General features: G+C 72.6%; 15 protein-coding genes. 8 read left to right on the forward strand and 7 right to left on the reverse strand.

Annotation, left to right across the window (positions count from 1 at the left end; translation table 11 throughout):
- Positions 1 to 47: 47 nt before the first annotated feature.
- Both ACWD01_RS17880 and ACWD01_RS17885 read right to left on the reverse strand, forming a co-directional pair.
- The gene (locus ACWD01_RS17880) at positions 48 to 998 is read right to left on the reverse strand and encodes a carbohydrate ABC transporter permease (RefSeq protein WP_451162790.1); all 951 of its coding nucleotides are present in this window, start codon (positions 996 to 998) and stop codon (positions 48 to 50) included.
- Positions 999 to 1,001: 3 nt separating this feature from the next.
- On the reverse strand, positions 1,002 to 1,943 hold the full coding sequence (locus ACWD01_RS17885) for a carbohydrate ABC transporter permease (RefSeq protein ID WP_451162792.1): 942 nt from the start codon (positions 1,941 to 1,943) through the stop codon (positions 1,002 to 1,004).
- Between the two features lie 290 nt (positions 1,944 to 2,233).
- Here ACWD01_RS17885 and ACWD01_RS17890 point away from each other — a divergent pair, with 290 nt between their 5' ends.
- Positions 2,234 to 3,220 carry a LacI family DNA-binding transcriptional regulator gene (locus tag ACWD01_RS17890; RefSeq protein ID WP_451162879.1) on the forward strand — a complete coding sequence of 329 codons (987 nt, stop codon included), beginning with the start codon at positions 2,234 to 2,236 and terminating at the stop codon, positions 3,218 to 3,220.
- Positions 3,221 to 3,550: 330 nt separating this feature from the next.
- Here the strand turns inward: ACWD01_RS17890 and ACWD01_RS17895 are convergent, their stop codons facing one another.
- Positions 3,551 to 4,792, reverse strand: a complete 1,242-nt coding sequence (locus ACWD01_RS17895; RefSeq protein ID WP_451162794.1) for an MBL fold metallo-hydrolase — start codon at positions 4,790 to 4,792, stop codon at positions 3,551 to 3,553.
- Between the two features lie 219 nt (positions 4,793 to 5,011).
- On the opposite strand from ACWD01_RS17895, the gene ACWD01_RS17900 reads away from it, so the two are divergent.
- Both ACWD01_RS17900 and ACWD01_RS17905 read left to right on the forward strand, forming a co-directional pair.
- Positions 5,012 to 5,608 carry a carboxymuconolactone decarboxylase family protein gene (locus ACWD01_RS17900; protein ID WP_451162796.1) on the forward strand — a complete coding sequence of 199 codons (597 nt, stop codon included), beginning with the start codon at positions 5,012 to 5,014 and terminating at the stop codon, positions 5,606 to 5,608.
- Positions 5,609 to 5,748: 140 nt separating this feature from the next.
- Positions 5,749 to 6,369: a TetR/AcrR family transcriptional regulator gene (locus ACWD01_RS17905; RefSeq protein WP_451162798.1), complete on the forward strand. Its 621-nt coding sequence runs from the start codon at positions 5,749 to 5,751 to the stop codon at positions 6,367 to 6,369.
- A 252-nt stretch (positions 6,370 to 6,621) separates the two neighbouring features.
- Here ACWD01_RS17905 and ACWD01_RS17910 read toward each other — a convergent pair whose 3' ends face one another.
- Together ACWD01_RS17910 and ACWD01_RS17915 are read right to left on the reverse strand one after the other, a co-directional pair.
- Entirely contained in the window at positions 6,622 to 7,647 is a 1,026-nt protein-coding gene (locus tag ACWD01_RS17910; RefSeq protein WP_451162800.1) for a DUF6745 domain-containing protein, read from the reverse strand.
- A 115-nt stretch (positions 7,648 to 7,762) separates the two neighbouring features.
- Positions 7,763 to 8,089, reverse strand: coding sequence for a hypothetical protein (locus ACWD01_RS17915; RefSeq protein ID WP_451162802.1), 327 nt, complete (start codon positions 8,087 to 8,089; stop codon positions 7,763 to 7,765).
- Positions 8,090 to 8,269: 180 nt separating this feature from the next.
- On the opposite strand from ACWD01_RS17915, the gene ACWD01_RS17920 reads away from it, so the two are divergent.
- The 5 genes from ACWD01_RS17920 to ACWD01_RS17940 all read left to right on the forward strand — a co-directional run bounded on the left by ACWD01_RS17920 (position 8,270) and on the right by ACWD01_RS17940 (position 13,613).
- Positions 8,270 to 9,229: an STM4015 family protein gene (locus ACWD01_RS17920; protein WP_451162804.1), complete on the forward strand. Its 960-nt coding sequence runs from the start codon at positions 8,270 to 8,272 to the stop codon at positions 9,227 to 9,229.
- A gap of 2 nt (positions 9,230 to 9,231) precedes the next feature.
- A complete protein-coding gene (locus tag ACWD01_RS17925) occupies positions 9,232 to 10,380 on the forward strand; it encodes an STM4014 family protein (RefSeq protein WP_451162806.1) in 1,149 nt (382 codons plus the stop codon).
- A 139-nt stretch (positions 10,381 to 10,519) separates the two neighbouring features.
- On the forward strand, positions 10,520 to 11,326 hold the full coding sequence (locus tag ACWD01_RS17930; protein WP_451162881.1) for an STM4013/SEN3800 family hydrolase: 807 nt from the start codon (positions 10,520 to 10,522) through the stop codon (positions 11,324 to 11,326).
- A 14-nt stretch (positions 11,327 to 11,340) separates the two neighbouring features.
- Positions 11,341 to 12,717, forward strand: coding sequence for an STM4012 family radical SAM protein (locus ACWD01_RS17935; protein ID WP_451162808.1), 1,377 nt, complete (start codon positions 11,341 to 11,343; stop codon positions 12,715 to 12,717).
- An 8-nt stretch (positions 12,718 to 12,725) separates the two neighbouring features.
- Positions 12,726 to 13,613 carry an STM4011 family radical SAM protein gene (locus ACWD01_RS17940; RefSeq protein ID WP_451162883.1) on the forward strand — a complete coding sequence of 296 codons (888 nt, stop codon included), beginning with the start codon at positions 12,726 to 12,728 and terminating at the stop codon, positions 13,611 to 13,613.
- A 31-nt stretch (positions 13,614 to 13,644) separates the two neighbouring features.
- Here the strand turns inward: ACWD01_RS17940 and ACWD01_RS17945 are convergent, their stop codons facing one another.
- Both ACWD01_RS17945 and ACWD01_RS17950 read right to left on the reverse strand, forming a co-directional pair.
- Positions 13,645 to 14,436 carry an SGNH/GDSL hydrolase family protein gene (locus ACWD01_RS17945; RefSeq protein ID WP_451162810.1) on the reverse strand — a complete coding sequence of 264 codons (792 nt, stop codon included), beginning with the start codon at positions 14,434 to 14,436 and terminating at the stop codon, positions 13,645 to 13,647.
- A 170-nt stretch (positions 14,437 to 14,606) separates the two neighbouring features.
- Positions 14,607 to 15,560, reverse strand: coding sequence for a M23 family metallopeptidase (locus ACWD01_RS17950; protein ID WP_451162812.1), 954 nt, complete (start codon positions 15,558 to 15,560; stop codon positions 14,607 to 14,609).
- Position 15,561: the final 1 nt, after the last annotated feature.

Raw genomic sequence — 15,561 nt, forward strand, 5'->3', positions numbered from 1 at the left:
GTCCGAAACGGCGCGGGTTGGAGCTGGGGGGCCGGGGCGACGGGCGGCTATTCCTTGACGCTTCCGGCGGCGAGCCCGGACCGCCAGTACTTCTGGAGCAGCAGGAAGGCGGCGATGAGAGGCAGGATCGTGATCAGCGATCCGGTGATCACGAGGTGGAAGACGGCTTCGCCACCGGCCGTCGCCGCCTGGGCGTTCCATGCGTTCAGGCCCAGGGTCAGGGGGTACCAGTCCGGGTCCTTGATCATGATCAGCGGCAGGAAGTAGTTGTTCCAGGTGGCGACCATCGTGAACAGCAGCACGGTGACGAGGCCGGGCGCGAGCAGGGGCATGCCCACCCGGAAGAAGATGCGCGCCTCGCTCGCGCCGTCGATGCGGGCGGCCTCCATCAGCTCGGTGGGAATCGCCTCGGTGGCGAAGACCCACATGAGGTAGAGGCCGAACGGGGAGATGAGCGAGGGGATGATCACCGCCCACGGGGTGTCGGTCAGGCCCAGCTTGCTGAACATCAGGAAGGTGGGCACCGCCAGTGCCGTCCCCGGGACGGCCACCGCGCCGATGACGACGGCGAACACCGCGCGCTTGCCGGGGAACTGGAACTTCGCCAGCGCGTAGCCGCCCAGCACCGCCAGGAAGGTGGCTCCGCCGGCGCCGACGACCACGTACAGCAGGGTGTTGAGCAGCCAGCGGGTGAAGACGCCGTCGTCGTAGCCGAAGGTCTGGGCGATGTTGTCCCAGAGCGCGAAGTCGTCACTGAACCAGAGGCCGAAGGAGCCGGACAGGCCCTCCTGGGTCTTCGTGGCGCTGATCAGCAGCCAGCACAGCGGCACCAGACTGTAGAGCAGGACCAGTCCGGTGAGCACGGTGAGCAGGACGCTGCGGCGGGTGCGGCGCGGTCCCGGCTCGACGCGGCGCGGGGTCCTGGTCCGCAGTCTCGGCGCGCCGCGGGCGGTGGACTTCGGGGTGCCGCCGGACGCGGTCACGGTGGGGCTGCCCATCGTTCACGCTCCCTTCCGGATGCCGCGCAGCTGGACCGCGTAGGCGATGACCATGGTCACCAGGCCCATCACGATGGCGACCGTCGCGGCGTAGTTGTGCTGCCCGCCGGAGAAGGCCAGCGAGTACGTGTAGAGGTTCGGCGTGAAGTACGTCGTGATCGCGTTGGGGGCGAGGTTCCGCAGGATGCTCGGCTCGTTGAAGAGCTGGAAGCTGCCGATGACGGAGAAGATCGTCGCGATGACCAGCGCGCCCCGGATGGCGGGCAGCTTGATCGCGGTGACGACGCGGATCTGGCCGGCGCCGTCGATCTCCGCGGCCTCGTAGAGGGAGTGGGGTATCACCCGGAGCGCGGAGTAGAAGATGAGCATGTTGTAGCCCACGAACTCCCAGGTGACGATGTTGCCGATCGAGGCGAGCACCAGGTCCGGCGAGAGCGGGTCCGGGAGCGCGGTGCCCAGCGCGTCGTTGACGTCCCCGAGGAGCCCGAAGCGGGTGCCGTACATGAAGCCCCACATCAGGCTGGCGACGACGGCGGGAACCGCGTACGGCAGAAAGACCGAGATGCGGAAGAAGCTCTTGCCGTAGAGGCGGCCGCTGTCCAGCGCGAGTGCCACGAGCAGTGAGATGCCGAGCATGATCGGCACCTGCACGGCGAGGAAGAGCGTGACCCTGCCCAGCCCGGACCAGAACTGCGGGTCCTCGAGGGCGCGTCGGTAGTTGTCGAGGCCCACGAACTGGTTGCCGCCGATGAGTTGTTCCCGGAAGAGGCTCAGGAACAGCGAATAGGCGATCGGGGCGAGGAACACGAGGGCGAAGACGATCACGAACGGGGCCATGAAGCCCCAGCCGGTCCACGCGTACCTCTGCCGTTTCACGGGCCGCATCCGCCGCTCCGGCCGGTCGGCACCGACCTCCTCGGCAGGTGGGGGTCGTAGCGTCGTCATGTCGTTCCTCGCTCGGGTGTCCGGGAACCGGGCGCCGGCTCTCGGGGCGACTCGATGTTTACGCAAACATAGAGGCCACCGGCGATCCGGAGAGCTGTTATGTTTACGTAAACATCGGATGGCGGAATGTCTACACTGCCCCCAGGACGAGCGTCAAGGGTCGGCGGGCGGATTCGACGCCGGTAGGTGGGAGGAGCCGGGTGGACATCGCGGACAGCACACCAGTGGGCGGGCGGCAGACCCGGAAGCACCCGGGCGGACCGACCACGCGGCGTACCCGTACGGCCTCCATGGCCGACGTCGCACGCGTCGCCGGCGTCTCCTCACAGACGGTCTCCCGGGTCTCCAACGGCTTTCCCGGCGTGACGGAGGAGACCCGGCAGCAGGTCCTCGCCGCGATGAAGGAGCTGGGCTACCGGCCCAACAGCGCCGCCCGCGCCCTCAAGCGCGGCGAGTTCCGCACCATCGGCGTCATCCTGTTCTCCCTCTCCACCACCGGCAACGTCCGCACCCTGGAGGCGATCGCCACCTCGGCCGCGGAGGAGGGGTACGCCGTCACCCTGCTGCCGGTCGCCGTGCCCACCCAGGACGAGGTGCGCGGCGCCTTCTCCCGCCTGGGGGAACTGGCCGTCGACGCCGTCATCGTCATCATGGAGGTCCACCTCCTCGACACCGCGACCGTCGCCCTGCCGCCGAACGTCCAGGTCGTCGTGGCCGACTCCGACGCGGGCGACCGCTACAGCGTCGTCGACACCGACCAGGCCGGCGGGTCGCGCGCCGCCGTCCGGCACCTGCTCGACCTCGGCCACCGCACGGTGTGGCACCTCGCGGGCCCCGAGGAGTCCTTCGCCGCGCAACGCCGCGCAGCGGCCTGGCGCGCCACGCTCACCGAGGCGGGACGCGTCCCGCCGCCGCTGGTGCGGGGCGACTGGTCGGCGGAGTCCGGCTACCGCGCCGGCCTGCGGCTGGCGGCCGAACCCGACTGCACGGCGGTCTTCGCGGCGAACGACCAGATGGCCCTGGGGCTGCTGAGGGCGCTTCAGGAACGGGGCCGGAGGGTCCCGCAGGACGTGAGCGTGATCGGCTTCGACGACATCCCGGAGTCCGGCTCCTTCCTGCCACCGCTCACCACCGTCCACCAGGACTTCGCCGAGGTGGGTCGCCGTTGCGTGGCGGGCGTGCTGCGCCAGATGCGCCTCCAGAGCGCCGAACCGGGCACGGCCCTCGTCCCGACGAGGCTGGTGCTGAGGGACAGCACGGCCCCGCCACGGGGGTGACGGGCCCTGCGGGGCGGCCGGGTCGGCGCTGGCCGGTCAGCGGCGACGTTGCCGGCGGCACCGGCCCGGCTGGGGTAAGCGCCGGCCCCACCCGGCTGGTGTCGGCAGCGGGGCTGCCGGCCGCAGGCCAGCGGCGCAGCTGCCTTGTCGGCGGGCTGGCCGGTCGGGGCGGCGCTGGCCGGTCGGGGTCGACGTTGCCTGGTCGGCGGCGGGGCCGCCGGGTGGGGCGGCGGAGGCGCTGCCCGGTCGGTGGTGGGGCTGCCGGCCGTAGGCCGTCCGCGGCGCCGGTCCGGTCGGTGGCTGCGGGCTGCCTGCGCAGCCGTCGTGGCGCTAGCGGTCGGCCGCCAGGTCGGGTTCGCGGTGGTCCTTGATCGTGGTCGTCGCGACGGCCGGCCAGGCAGCCCAGCCGCCGGACGGGGTCCCGGCGACCTCGCGCCACCAGGGGTGGGCGGAGTCCATGGCCGACGGCTCGAACGGCTGCCCCGGTCGCGGCGTCGCGACGGTCTGGCCGACCTTGTGCCCGGCGTGCAGGGTGCGTTCGGCGGGCTCGTGCCACGGGTGGGGCGCGAGGTTGAACGTGCCCCAGTGGATGGGGAGCAGGACGCCGTGCGGCTTGCCCCGCTGGAGGTCGAGCTGGGCCCGGACCCCTTCGTCGGGCGTCATGTGGATGTCCGGCCACGGCCCCGGATCGGGCACACCGTTGTGGTTCTTGGGCCAGTACTCGGAGTACGCGCCGATCTGGATCATCGTGACGTCGAAGGGTCCGTGCTCCGCCCCGATGTCCTTGAAGCCGGGGAAGTACCCCGTGTCGCCGCTGTGGTAGAGCCGGTGCTCGGGCCCGGCGACGACCCACGAGGCCCACAGGGTGTGCTGCTGGTTGCGCAGTCCGCGCCCGCAGAAGTGGCGCGCGGGGGTCGCCGTCAGCCGGAGGCCGGCCACCTCCGTGGACTCGTTCCAGTCCAGCTCGCGCAGCCGGTCCGGGGAGACGCCCCAGCGCTCGAGGTGGGCGCCGACGCCGAGCGGCACGGCGAAGACCGTGTCGCTTGCTGCCAGCGCACGGATGGTGGGCAGGTCGAGGTGGTCGTAGTGGTCGTGGGAGATCACGACGACGTCGACGCTGCCGAGGGCCGCGATCGGGGCGGGCACCGGGTGCAGGCGCTTGGGCCCGGCGAAGGGGAACGGAGAGCACCGCTCTCCCCAGACCGGGTCGAAGAGCACCCGGCGGCCGTCGATCTCCGCAAGGACGCTGGAGTGCCCCATCCAGGTGAGGCGGAGCCCGGACGCGGCGGGCCGGGCGAGGTCGGCGGCCGTGGTCCGATGCACGGGTACGGGACCAGCCGGCACCCGGCGGGCCCGCGACTCCCTGGCGAAGTAGACCTTGGCGAACTCCATCATGGAGCTGCCCGACGGTGCCGTCCTGGACCCTTCCGGGTTCCGGAAGACGCCGTCGACGAAGTTCGGCGAGCGGCGGATGCGCGCCATGCGTTCTCCGGCCGGGTCGGCCCCGAAGGCGGCCGGCCTGTGCGAGCGCAGCCGCGAGCGCAGCGAGTGGGGGGAACCAGCGCCGGACACGGCACCTCCTGATGCTCGGAAGTCATTCCATTATGTGCGGTTCGGATGCGGTTCGGGCCGGTCCGCAGGCCGCCCGGCCCGGACACTCCGCCTTGACCTGGCAACGCCCGCCCGCGTTCCGGTGTTCCTCGAAACGGTCCGCCGCCATGTCACATTCGGCGCCGCCAGGTCCGTCGTACCCGTGACAGCACACGGATTTCAGACGACGAGGAGCACGTCATGGCCCGCATTTCCCTCGAACCGCGCCCCACTCTCTTCCTGCGCGCCGTCGAGTGGTACTCCCGGCGCACCTACGGCAAGGTTCTCGACCCGGTCCGCGCGCTGGGGCACCACCCCGGGGTGCTGTGGGCGGATCTGCGCTTCGAGCTGGCGGTCGGCAAGTGGAAGAAGCTGGACGCCGACCTCAAGGCGCTCGCGGTGATGGCCTCCGCCGCGTCCATCGGCTGCAGCTGGTGCATGGACTTCGGCCACTGGGAGAGCCGGCAGCGCGGGATGGACGCCCGCAAGATCCGCGAGGTGCCCCGGTGGCGGGAGAGCGACGCGTACACACCGCTGGAGCGCGACGTGATGGAGTTCGCAGAGGCCGTGACCGCGAACCCGCCCGAGATCGACGACGACCTCGCCGCGCGGCTGGTCGCCACGCTGGGCGAGGCGGCGTTCGTCGAGCTCACGACGATGGTCGCGGTGGAGAACCTGCGGTCCCGGATGAACACCGCGCTCGGCCTGACCAGCCAGGGCTTCAACGACCACTGCGAGGTCCCGGCTCCCGAGCAGACCGCGGCCCCGGCCGCCGCGGACGGTGTGGGCGCCGCATGAGAGCCCATGGACATCTCACCGGCGTCCCGCAGACGCGCCACGGGCACGCCACGGACACGCACAACAGGTACCGGCGTGGTGTGAGGTGATGCTGTTGCAGGGCTGGACTTCATCCAAGATCGGCTGTGTACTGTGACGCCGTGGCCAGAGTCCGGTTGAGCGTGGCGGAGAGGCGCGAGGAACTGCTCGGCGCCGCCGTCCAGCAGATTCAAGAGCGGGGTGTGGCGGCCGTACGGATCGCCGACGTCGCCGCCGCCCTCGGCGTGAGCAGCGCGCTGGTGCTCTACCACTTCTCCACGAAGGAGAAGTTGGTCGCGGCCGCCTTCACGCATGCCGCCGACGCGGATCTGGCCCATCTGCGCAAGCTGCTCGGCCGGCGTACCAGCGCACTGCGCCGGCTGCGCGCCGCGGTGCGCTGGTACGCGCCGACGGGCCAGGCCAAGGGCTGGCGGCTGTGGATCGACGCCTGGGCCGCCGCGCTGCGCGAACCGGCGCTGCGGGACGTGTTCCGCGACCTCGACCAGCAGTGGAAGTCCGCGCTGACGGAGGTCATAGCGGAGGGCGCGGCCGCCGGCGAGTTCCCGTGCGAGGACCCGGCGGCGGCGGCCTGGCGGCTGACGGCGTTCCTGGACGGGCTGGCCGTCCAGATGACGTCGTACGCCGGGTCGCTGTCCCGTGCGGCGATGCTTCAGTGGGCCGATGAGGCGCTGGCCCGTGAACTGGGCATCGACCGCAGCGAGTTGAACCCATCGGCCCGCTGAGCACAAGCCCGCCGGGAGGCGCGCCGAGCGCCCCGGCCGGCGAGGCACGCCGAGTACGGCGCCCGGTTGCGGGCCCGTCGACCACCGCGAGCCCGCGGATGCGCGCACCGCGGTCGGCGGAGGCACCTGCGCACGGCGTCCGGCCGCAGACGCGGCGAACACCCGGGTCGGCGGGACGCGCCCCGAGTGGTGACCCCGGCCAGGGGCCCGCCGGGCACCGCCGACGCCAAGCCCCCGCCCCACGCCCGCCGTTCAGGTCTGCCGCAGTGGTTCGTAGACCGTGGCGTCCAGGCCGAACGTCCAGGCGACACCCTCCTTCGCCGTCCTCGTCGTCGGCGGCACCCGCAGCCAGTACGTCCGGTGGGTGCCGTCGGGCTCCGGCGTGGAGTTGACCACCTCGACCATCACCACGTCCTCGTCGTCGGCGAGCGCGATCCGCCACAGGATGCCGGTCTCGTCGCGGTGCACCGGCTCGGCGCCGGACTCGGCGAGATACCGGTCGTATCCGTAGTACTCGAGCATCACGCGGCGCAGTTCCGCGTTCTCCTCCGTGCGTATCCGCTCCGGCGTGAGCGCCGCCAGCTCGCACAGGAACTCGGCGGGCACCGGCATGCCGCGCCAGGCGTGGAGCGCGAATCCGTCGGGGAAGACCAGCGCGGGGCCGTCGCCGTTGTCGAGGCGACCCGCCTCGTCGCGGTGGAGCTGCGAGGGCCTTTCGCAGATCACGACCGCGTTCTCGAAGGGCCACCACCAGCCCGCGTGGGCCGCGACGCGCGCGAGTCCCTCCAGCCGGTCGCTGCGGCCGTCGAACGCCGCGAGCCATGCGGCGTCGTGCTGCCCGAGCACCGCGTCGAGCAGCACGACGCGGATGTCCGTCTCCGCCTGGGAACGGGCCGCCGTGTCGTCCGGCGTCTTCTCCAGGAGCTCGTCCACGATCCCCGCGCGTATCCGCTCGGCCAGTGAGCGGGTGCCGTCCCACAGCAGCGCGCCGGTCGTGCTCCACAGCGCGGTCCAGCCGCCGGGCCCCAACTCGTCGTGCACCCGCCTTCGTTCGTCCGCCCAGGGACGGGTGCGCACGTCGTCGCGCACGGAGCGTCCCGGATCCTCCAGGGCCCGTACCGCCTCGACGCCCGCGAGGGGCGATCCCGCCCAGACGATCCGGTCCGGAGCGGCGAGCCCGGCCGTGCGGTACGCGAGCCGTACGCCCTCCTCCGCGGCCGCCCGGTCCGCCGGTCCGGTCGCCGCCGCGATGGCCCGCCACTTGTCCGCATACTGCATGTGAAAGTCCCGTCCCCTGTCGTCGTTCTGCGTCGCGCCGTGTCGTGCCGCGTGCCGTGTCGTGTGTTGTTCCGTGCCCGCGTGCCGCGTTGTGGGCCGTGCCGGTCGCCGCGGGTCAGTCGGCGACGATCCGCACCGCTCCCGGCAGGTACTCCCGCTGGCGCACCACCCGGTACCACCCCTTCGGCAGCGGTATCGCGGCGTGCTCCTCGTGCACGACCCGGCCGCCTTCCGGCAGATGGAGCAGCATCGGCCCGAACGGCCCCGGCTCGCGCACCAGTCGGCCCGGCCCGGTCACCGCGTGGGCGTGGCCCGTGACCTCGCCGAGGGCGAGCACCATGCGGCCGCGTGCGTCCCGTGCCTCTCCCGGCGCGTCGACGACGTGCGACGGCACGGCCTCCTGCGCGACGGGCACGATCAGCACGTCTCCCTGCCGGTACATGGCTCTCCCCTTCCCGCCGGACGCCGTGTGCCTCCGACCTGCTCACGACGTTAGGGCGAGGGACTGACAACGCCGTCCGTCCGCGCGCCGAACCGGGCCCGCGGGCGGCGATGTCAGTGGCACTTGGTAGAACTTGCTCGCACGTCAGCGATCAAGCCTCACCGGTGTCTGGAGCCCGTCATGACCATTTCGGACCATCTGCAGGAGTGGTACGGCCTGCCCGTGTTCGACTTCCCCGACTCCGAGACGCAGGCCGCGTCGACGACCGGGCTGCCGGCGGCGGAGAGTGTCGCGTGGCGGGTCTCCGTCGACAGCTACGAAGCCGAGGAGGAGTGGGCGGAGGCGTTCGCCCGCTTCACCGCGGCGGTGGACACCACGCGGGTGCGGGCGCTGGTCGTCGGCTCGTGGAGCGAGGCGTACGACTCGGGGCCCGACGGCATCTTCGAGGCGCTGATCGGGGCGAAGGAGAAACTGCCGCGGCTGCGCGGGCTGTTCCTCGGTGACATCACGTACGAGGAGTGCGAGATCTCCTGGATCCACCAGGGAGACGTCACGGGGCTGCTCGGCGCCTTCCCGGACCTCGAGGACCTGGGTGTGCGCGGCGGGGAGGGGCTGCTGTTCCCCGCGGTGCGGCACGAGAGGCTGCGCTCGCTGGTCGTCGAGACGGGCGGGCTGGACGTGGGCGTGGTCCGCGGCATAGCCGCGAGCGACCTGCCGGCACTGGAGAACCTCGACCTCTGGCTCGGCACGTCGTGGTACGGGGCGAACGCGGACGTGTCGGACCTGGAACCGTTCCTGTCCGGTACGCGGCTGCCGAGCCTGCGGTATCTGGCGCTCCGCAACAGCGAGATACAGGACGAGATCGCGGTCGCGACGGCCGGCGCACCGGTGGTCGCCCGCCTGGAGGTCCTGGACCTGTCGATGGGCACCCTCGGCGACGACGGCGCGGAGGCGCTGCTGAACGGCCAGCCGCTGACCCACCTCAAGAAGCTGGACCTGCACCACCACTTCATGAGCGAGGCGATGGTGCAGCGGCTGTCCGACGCCCTGGTGCCGGCCGGTGTGGAGCTCGACGTGTCGCAGTCGGAGGGCGGCGGCTCCCGCGACAGGGAAGACCGCTACACGGCTGTCGCGGAGTGAGCGTGCCCACCCGGCGCACCGGTCCCCGCCTCGCCGTCGTCGGCGTTCCGGCGGGCCGCCGGGTCACGTTGTTCCAGGACGCGATGCGTGCCGCGGGGCTGCCCGCGGCGCGTGTGGTGTCGTGGCTCGATGTGCTGGGCGGCCGGGCGGAGTTCCGGCCGGGCGAGCTGGTGCGGATCGACTCGCCGGGCGAGGACGCCGAGGTGGACCGGGCCTTGCGCGGGGCGGACGACCCGACCCGGGTGGAGGGCACCCGGCTCTGGTACGAGCGGTTCACCGCGGCCGTCCGTGAGATCGGGGTTCTCGCCGGGGCCGGTGGGGCGACGCTGCTCGACGATCCGGCCCAGTTGGCCGTGCTGTTCGACAAGCGCCTGTGCCACGGGGGCCTGTCGGCGGCGGGCGTTCCGGTGCCCGAGTCGCCGACGTCCGGCGCCGGTGCGCCCGAGGTCCGCGGCTGGGACGACGTGTGCGCGCTGCAGGCCGCGACCGGGCTGCGCCGGGTGTTCGTCAAGCTCGCGCACGGCTCGTCCGCCTCCGGGGTGCTGGCCCTGGAGACCGCGAGCCGGGGCCGGGTGCAGGCGACCACCTCGGTGGAACGGGACGCGCGGGGGCGGCTCTTCAACTCCCTGCGGGTCCGGCGCTACAGCGGCGAACGCGAGGTCGCCCCCCTGATCGACGCCCTCGCCCCGGACGGTCTGCACATCGAGCGCTGGGTGCCGAAGGCGTCGCAGGACGGCCGGGTCGCCGATCTCCGGGTGGTGGTGGTCGCGGGCCGGGCCACCCACGCGGTGGTGCGTACCAGCCGCTCCCCCATGACCAATCTCCATCTGGGCGGCGGGCGCGGCGATCTGGCGGCCGCCCGGGCGGCCACGGAGGCGGCCGGCGGGAGCTGGGCGGAGACGCTCGCGGTCTGCGAGCGGGCCGCGGAACGGTTCCCCGGAATGTCGCGCGTCGGCGTCGACCTGCTGCCGGGGCGGGGCTGGCGGCGTTTCTCCGTCGGGGAGGTCAATGCCTTCGGCGACCTGCTGCCGCGGCTGACCGGCCTGCCCGGGAGCGGCGCGGAGAGCCTGGACACCTATGCGGCGCAGGTCGCCGCCGTACTGAGCGGGACACTGAGCGGGACGAGGAACGAGCACCGTGCACATGCCTGACCACGACACACCCACCGACACCGCCGACCACGCAGCCGGCGACACCGGCCACGACACCGCCCCCGCCATCGAGGCCGCCGCCATCGAGGCCGCCGCCGTCAAGGCCGCCGCCGTCAAGGCCGCCGCCGAGCCGCCCGACATGAACGAGGTCGTCGGGCGGGACGACCTGCTGCTCGTCACGCTCGACACCCTGCGCTACGACGTCGCCGCCGAGCTGGCGGCCGAGGGCCGCATCCCGAACCTGGCCCGTCATCTGCCCGGTGGCGTCTGGGAGAAGAGGCACGCGCCCGGCAGCTTCACCTACGCCTCCCACCAGGCGATGTTCGCGGGTTTCCTGCCCACGCCCGCGGTGCAGGGCCCGCACCCGAGGCTGTTCGCCTCCCGGTTCGCGGGCAGCGAGACGACCGCCGGCCGCACCTTCGTCTTCGACAGCCCCGATCTGGTCTCCGCGCTCGCGGACTCCGGCTACCGCACGGTGTGCATCGGCGGTGTCGGATTCTTCAACAAGCAGGGCCCGTTGGGTTCGGTGCTGCCGGGGCTGTTCGACGAGAGCCACTGGGAGCCCGAGTTCGGGGTCGCCTCGCCGACGTCCTTCGAGGCGCAGGTGCGGCGCGCCGAGCAGGTGGTCGCCTCGCTGCCGGCCGAGCGCCGGCTGTTCCTGTTCGTCAATGTGCCGTCGCTGCACCAGCCGAACTGGTTCCATCTGCCGGGCGCGACCGACGCCGACGGCGACTCCCGTGCGACACACGCCGCGGCCCTGGAGTACGTGGACCGGCACATCGGCCGGCTGTTCGCCGCCGCCAGCAGCCGCCGCCGGTGCTTCGCGATCGTCTGCTCCGACCACGGCACCGCCTACGGCGACGGCGGCTTCACCGGCCACCGGCTCGGCCATGAGGCCGTCTGGACGGTCCCCTACGCCCACTTCTTCCTCGAGGCCACCGCATGAGCACCATGAGCGACATGAGCACGACAAACACACCAAGCACCGCGGCCCCGCGCCCGTACCAGAGCTACGTCTACGCCTATCCGCACAAAACGGCCTACCGCCCGCTCGACCGGAACCGGCCCACGCTGCGCGAGCTGTGGGCGAACGAGCCGAAGGACGCGCTCTCGCTCTATCTGCACATCCCGTTCTGCGAGGTGCGCTGCGGCTTCTGCAACCTGTTCACCAGGATCGGCGCTCCCGACGAGCTGACCGGGCGCTATCTGGACGCCCTCGACCGCCAGGCGACCGCCGTGCGCGAGGCCCTCGGGGACGGCTCGTCCGTCCGCTTCGCGGCGGCAGCGTTCGGCGGCGGCACACCGACCTTCCTGACCGCCGGTGAGCTGGAGCGGCTCTGCGACATCGCGGAGAAGCGGATGGGCGCGGACCTGGCGGCGGTGCCGCTCTCCGTCGAGACGTCCCCGTCGACGGCGACGGCCGACCGGCTGGCCGTGCTCGCGGGGCGCGGCACGACCCGCGTCAGCATCGGCGTGCAGAGTTTCGTCGACGCGGAGGCGCGCGCCGCGGTGCGCCCACAGCGCCGCGCGGACGTGGACGCGGCCCTCGGCCGGATCCGGGACGCCCGGATACCCGTCCTCAACATCGACCTCATCTACGGCATCGACGGCCAGACCGAGCGCAGCTGGCTCTCCTCGCTGGACGCCGCCCTCGGCTGGGAGCCGGAGGAGCTGTATCTGTATCCGCTGTACGTGCGGCCGCTCACCGGTCTCGGCCGGCTGAGCGCCGGCGCGGACGGGGACGCGCACGCGGCCTGGGACCTCGCCTGGGACGAGCAGCGGCTGCGGCTGTACCGCGCAGGCCGCGACCACCTGCTCGCCCACGGCTACGAGCAGGTGTCCATGCGCATGTTCCGCCGCGCCGATGCGCCGCAGTCCGCCGCCGACGACCACGCCTGCCAGACGGACGGCATGATCGGTCTGGGCTGCGGCGCCCGTTCCTACACCTCGTCCCTGCACTACTCCTTCGACTACGCCGTCGGCATGGGCGAGATACGCGGCATCATCGACGACTTCACGACCACAGAGGACTTCTCCCACCCGGAGGTGGGCCGGTGGGTCGACGGGGACGAGGCGCGCCGCCGCCATCTTCTCCAGTCGCTGCTCCAGGCCGAGGGGATGGAAGTGGCCGGTTACCGGGAGCGGTTCGGCGCCGCGCCCGCCGACGACTTCCCCGTGGAGCTGGAGCGGTTCGCCGCCCTCGGCTGGCTGGACCCGGCCGCCGCCCCGGGCCGGCTGCGGCTGTCGCCGGAGGGCCTGGCCCACTCGGACGCCCTGGGCCCGGAGCTGTTCTCACCCGCGGTGCGCGCCGCCATGGCCGCGTACGAGCCGAAGTGACCGGGCCCATGGACCTGACCGTGCTGTACCGGGGCCCGCTGGCGTCCTGCGACTACGACTGCCCGTACTGCCCGTTCGCGAAGCGGCGCGACAGCCGCGAGCAGTTGCGCGCCGACCGCGCGGCGCTGGAGCGGTTCACGGCCTGGGCCGCCGCGCAGCGGGACGACCGGCTGTCGGTGCTGTTCACCCCGTGGGGCGAGGGGCTGGTGCGCTCCTGGTACCGGAAGGCGCTGACCGAGCTGTCGCGGCTGCCGCACATCCGCCGGGTGGCGATCCAGACGAATCTCAGCGGCCGCACCGACTGGGTGGCGGACGCGGACCCGGCGAAGCTCGCGCTGTGGTGCACCTATCACCCGGGACAGACTCCTTACGACCGGTTCGTTGGCAAATGCCGGGATCTGATCCGGCGGGAGATCCGGTTCAGCGTGGGCATCGTCGGCTTCCCCGCCCATCTCGCGGAGGCGCGCCGGCTCCGCGCCGAGCTGCCTGCGCACGTCTACCTCTGGGTGAACGCGCCCGAGGGGCACGAACTCTCCGACGCCGAGGCCGACGCCTGGACCGAGCTGGACCCGCTCTTCCCGTTCAGCCGCCGTCCGCACCGATCCGCCGGGCTGCCGTGCCGCACCGGCGAGTCGGTGGTCTCGGTGGACGGCGACGGGACGGTCCGCCGCTGCCACTTCGTCCCCGCCGAACTGGGCAACCTCTACGACGGTTCGTACCGCCGGGCGCTGCGCCCCCGCGCCTGCCCGCTCGCCGTGTGCGACTGCCACATCGGCTATGTCCACCTGGAGACGCTGCCGCTGTACGACGTCTTCGCGGGCGGCGTCCTCGAACGGATCCCCGCCCCGGCCGCACTCGACCGGACCCCCGCCCGGACCCCCGCTGACCTCCCCTGACCTCCCCGTCATCCGCCGTCCTCCGCCGCCCTCAGAGCGGCAGCAGGTCCGGGCGCTTGGCCTCGACGTGGTCGCCGGAGCTCTCGCCGCGCAGCCGTCGTCCGATCCAGGGCGCCAGGTACTCGCGCGCCCATTGGATGTCGTCCCTGCGCACCTCCAGCGCCCCGCGCGGGGGCAGCGGCGGCCACGGCTGGTCGGGGTCGGCGGGCACGTCGAGTCCGAGGACCTGTGCCGCGCGGAGCGCGACCCGGGTGTGCCCCTCGGGCGACAGGTGCAGCCGGTCGGCGTCCCAGGCCCGCCGGTCCTGGACGGACTTGAGCGACCACAGGTCCAGCACCGGGCAGTCGTACCGGTCGGCGATGGCCCGCACATGCGCCGTGTACGTGGCGATCTTGCCGCGCAGATGGCGCAGGACGGGCACGTTCCGGGTGTCGAAGCCGGTCGTCACCATGACCGTGCCGACCGAGGCCGTGAGGTCGGCGACGGCCCGCTCGAAGCGTTCGGCCACGTCGTCCGGGTCGGAGCCCGGGCGGATGATGTCGTTGCCGCCGGCGCAGAAGGTGACGAGGTCGGGCGCGAGCTCCCGGGCCCTCGGCACCTGCTCGTCGACGATCTGGTCGAGGAGCCGCCCGCGCACGGCGAGGTTGGCGTAGCGGAAGCTGTGCTCCGGCCTTCGGTCGGCGAGCAGGACCGCGAAACGGTCCGCCCACCCGACGAAGCCGCCGTCGGGCCCCGGGTCGCCCACGCCCTCGGTGAAGCTGTCACCGATCGCCGCGTACGACCCGAATGCGCCACTGTTCTCTGTTCTCGAATCGTCTGCCACAAGGGCACATCTTTCCTTTATGGATGTGACCTACGCGACCGTAAGGAGGGGTTGACGGGGGGTGATCTTTACCACCCGTCAGTTTCCGGCGGGCCGGAATACGCGGAAGTCCCCGCTCCGCCAGGACGGAACGGGGATTTCCGGAATTGCCGGACGGTGGGCCGCACGGGTCAGAGGGAGACGCCGTGCTCCCGCAGGTAGGCCAGCGGGTCGATGTCCGAGCCGTAGGACGGGCCGGTGCGGACCTCGAAGTGCAGGTGCGGGCCGGAGGAGTTGCCGGTGGAACCGGACAGGCCGATCTGCTGCCCGCCGCTCACGGACTGTCCGCCGGAGACGGCCAGGGAGGAGAGGTGGGCGTACTGGGAGTAGGTGCCGTCCGTGTGCTGGATGACGACCTCGTTGCCGTACGCGCCGCTCCAGCCGGCGGAGACGACGGTGCCCGCACCGACGGCCTTGACGGAGCTGCCGGTCGGGGCGGCGAAGTCGACGCCGGTGTGGTAACCGCTGGACCACATCGCGCCGGAGGCGCGGTACGGCGTGGTGACGGCCGCGTCGACCGGGGCGCTGAAGCCGGACGCGGACGCCGGGGCCGCGGCCTCCTTCGCGGGAGCCGGCTTCGCGGGCGCCTTCTTCGCCGGGGCCTGGGCCTGCGGAGCGGCGGCCCGCGAGTCGTCGCGCGACGGGCGCGGCTTGGACTCGGCGCGGGGCTCGGGGTCGTTCTTCGCCTTGGACTTGGCGCCGATCGTCAGCTCCAGACCCGGGTGGATCAGCGACGGGTCGGAGCCGATGGCGCGGCGGTTGTCGTTGAAGAGCTGCTTCCAGCCGCCGCGGACGCTCTGCTCTTCGGCGATCTTCGACAGGTAGTCGCCGGCGACGACGGTGTACGTCTTCGGGGCCTTCTTGGCGGCCGGCAGCGCCGACTCGGCGAGGGCCGGGGCGGCCAGCGCCGGGGCGGCGGCCTGCTGGGGTGCGGCGACCGGTGCCGCCGCCGGGGCGGGGGCCGCGGTGGCGGTCGTGGCGCCGATCAGCGGGAGCGCGATGACGGCGCCGCCCGTGCCGGCGACGACGAAGCCGCGGGTGAACGGGTTGAACTTGGGACGACGGTGCTTACCCTTCGCGGGCATG

Source organism: Streptomyces sp. NPDC002835 (assembly GCF_053591995.1).

Bases quoted from the DNA above. Each gene is read 5' to 3' on its own strand.
- ACWD01_RS17880 (WP_451162790.1), bottom strand. From the start codon at position 998: ATGGGCAGCCCCACCGTGACCGCGTCCGGCGGCACCCCGAAGTCCACC.
- ACWD01_RS17885 (WP_451162792.1), bottom strand. From the start codon at position 1,943: ATGACGACGCTACGACCCCCACCTGCCGAGGAGGTCGGTGCCGACCGG.
- ACWD01_RS17890 (WP_451162879.1), top strand. From the start codon at position 2,234: ATGGCCGACGTCGCACGCGTCGCCGGCGTCTCCTCACAGACGGTCTCC.
- ACWD01_RS17900 (WP_451162796.1), top strand. From the start codon at position 5,012: ATGGCCCGCATTTCCCTCGAACCGCGCCCCACTCTCTTCCTGCGCGCC.
- ACWD01_RS17910 (WP_451162800.1), bottom strand. From the start codon at position 7,647: ATGCAGTATGCGGACAAGTGGCGGGCCATCGCGGCGGCGACCGGACCG.
- ACWD01_RS17915 (WP_451162802.1), bottom strand. From the start codon at position 8,089: ATGTACCGGCAGGGAGACGTGCTGATCGTGCCCGTCGCGCAGGAGGCC.
- ACWD01_RS17920 (WP_451162804.1), top strand. From the start codon at position 8,270: ATGACCATTTCGGACCATCTGCAGGAGTGGTACGGCCTGCCCGTGTTC.
- ACWD01_RS17930 (WP_451162881.1), top strand. From the start codon at position 10,520: ATGAACGAGGTCGTCGGGCGGGACGACCTGCTGCTCGTCACGCTCGAC.
- ACWD01_RS17935 (WP_451162808.1), top strand. From the start codon at position 11,341: ATGAGCACGACAAACACACCAAGCACCGCGGCCCCGCGCCCGTACCAG.
- ACWD01_RS17940 (WP_451162883.1), top strand. From the start codon at position 12,726: ATGGACCTGACCGTGCTGTACCGGGGCCCGCTGGCGTCCTGCGACTAC.
- ACWD01_RS17950 (WP_451162812.1), bottom strand. From the start codon at position 15,560: ATGCCCGCGAAGGGTAAGCACCGTCGTCCCAAGTTCAACCCGTTCACC.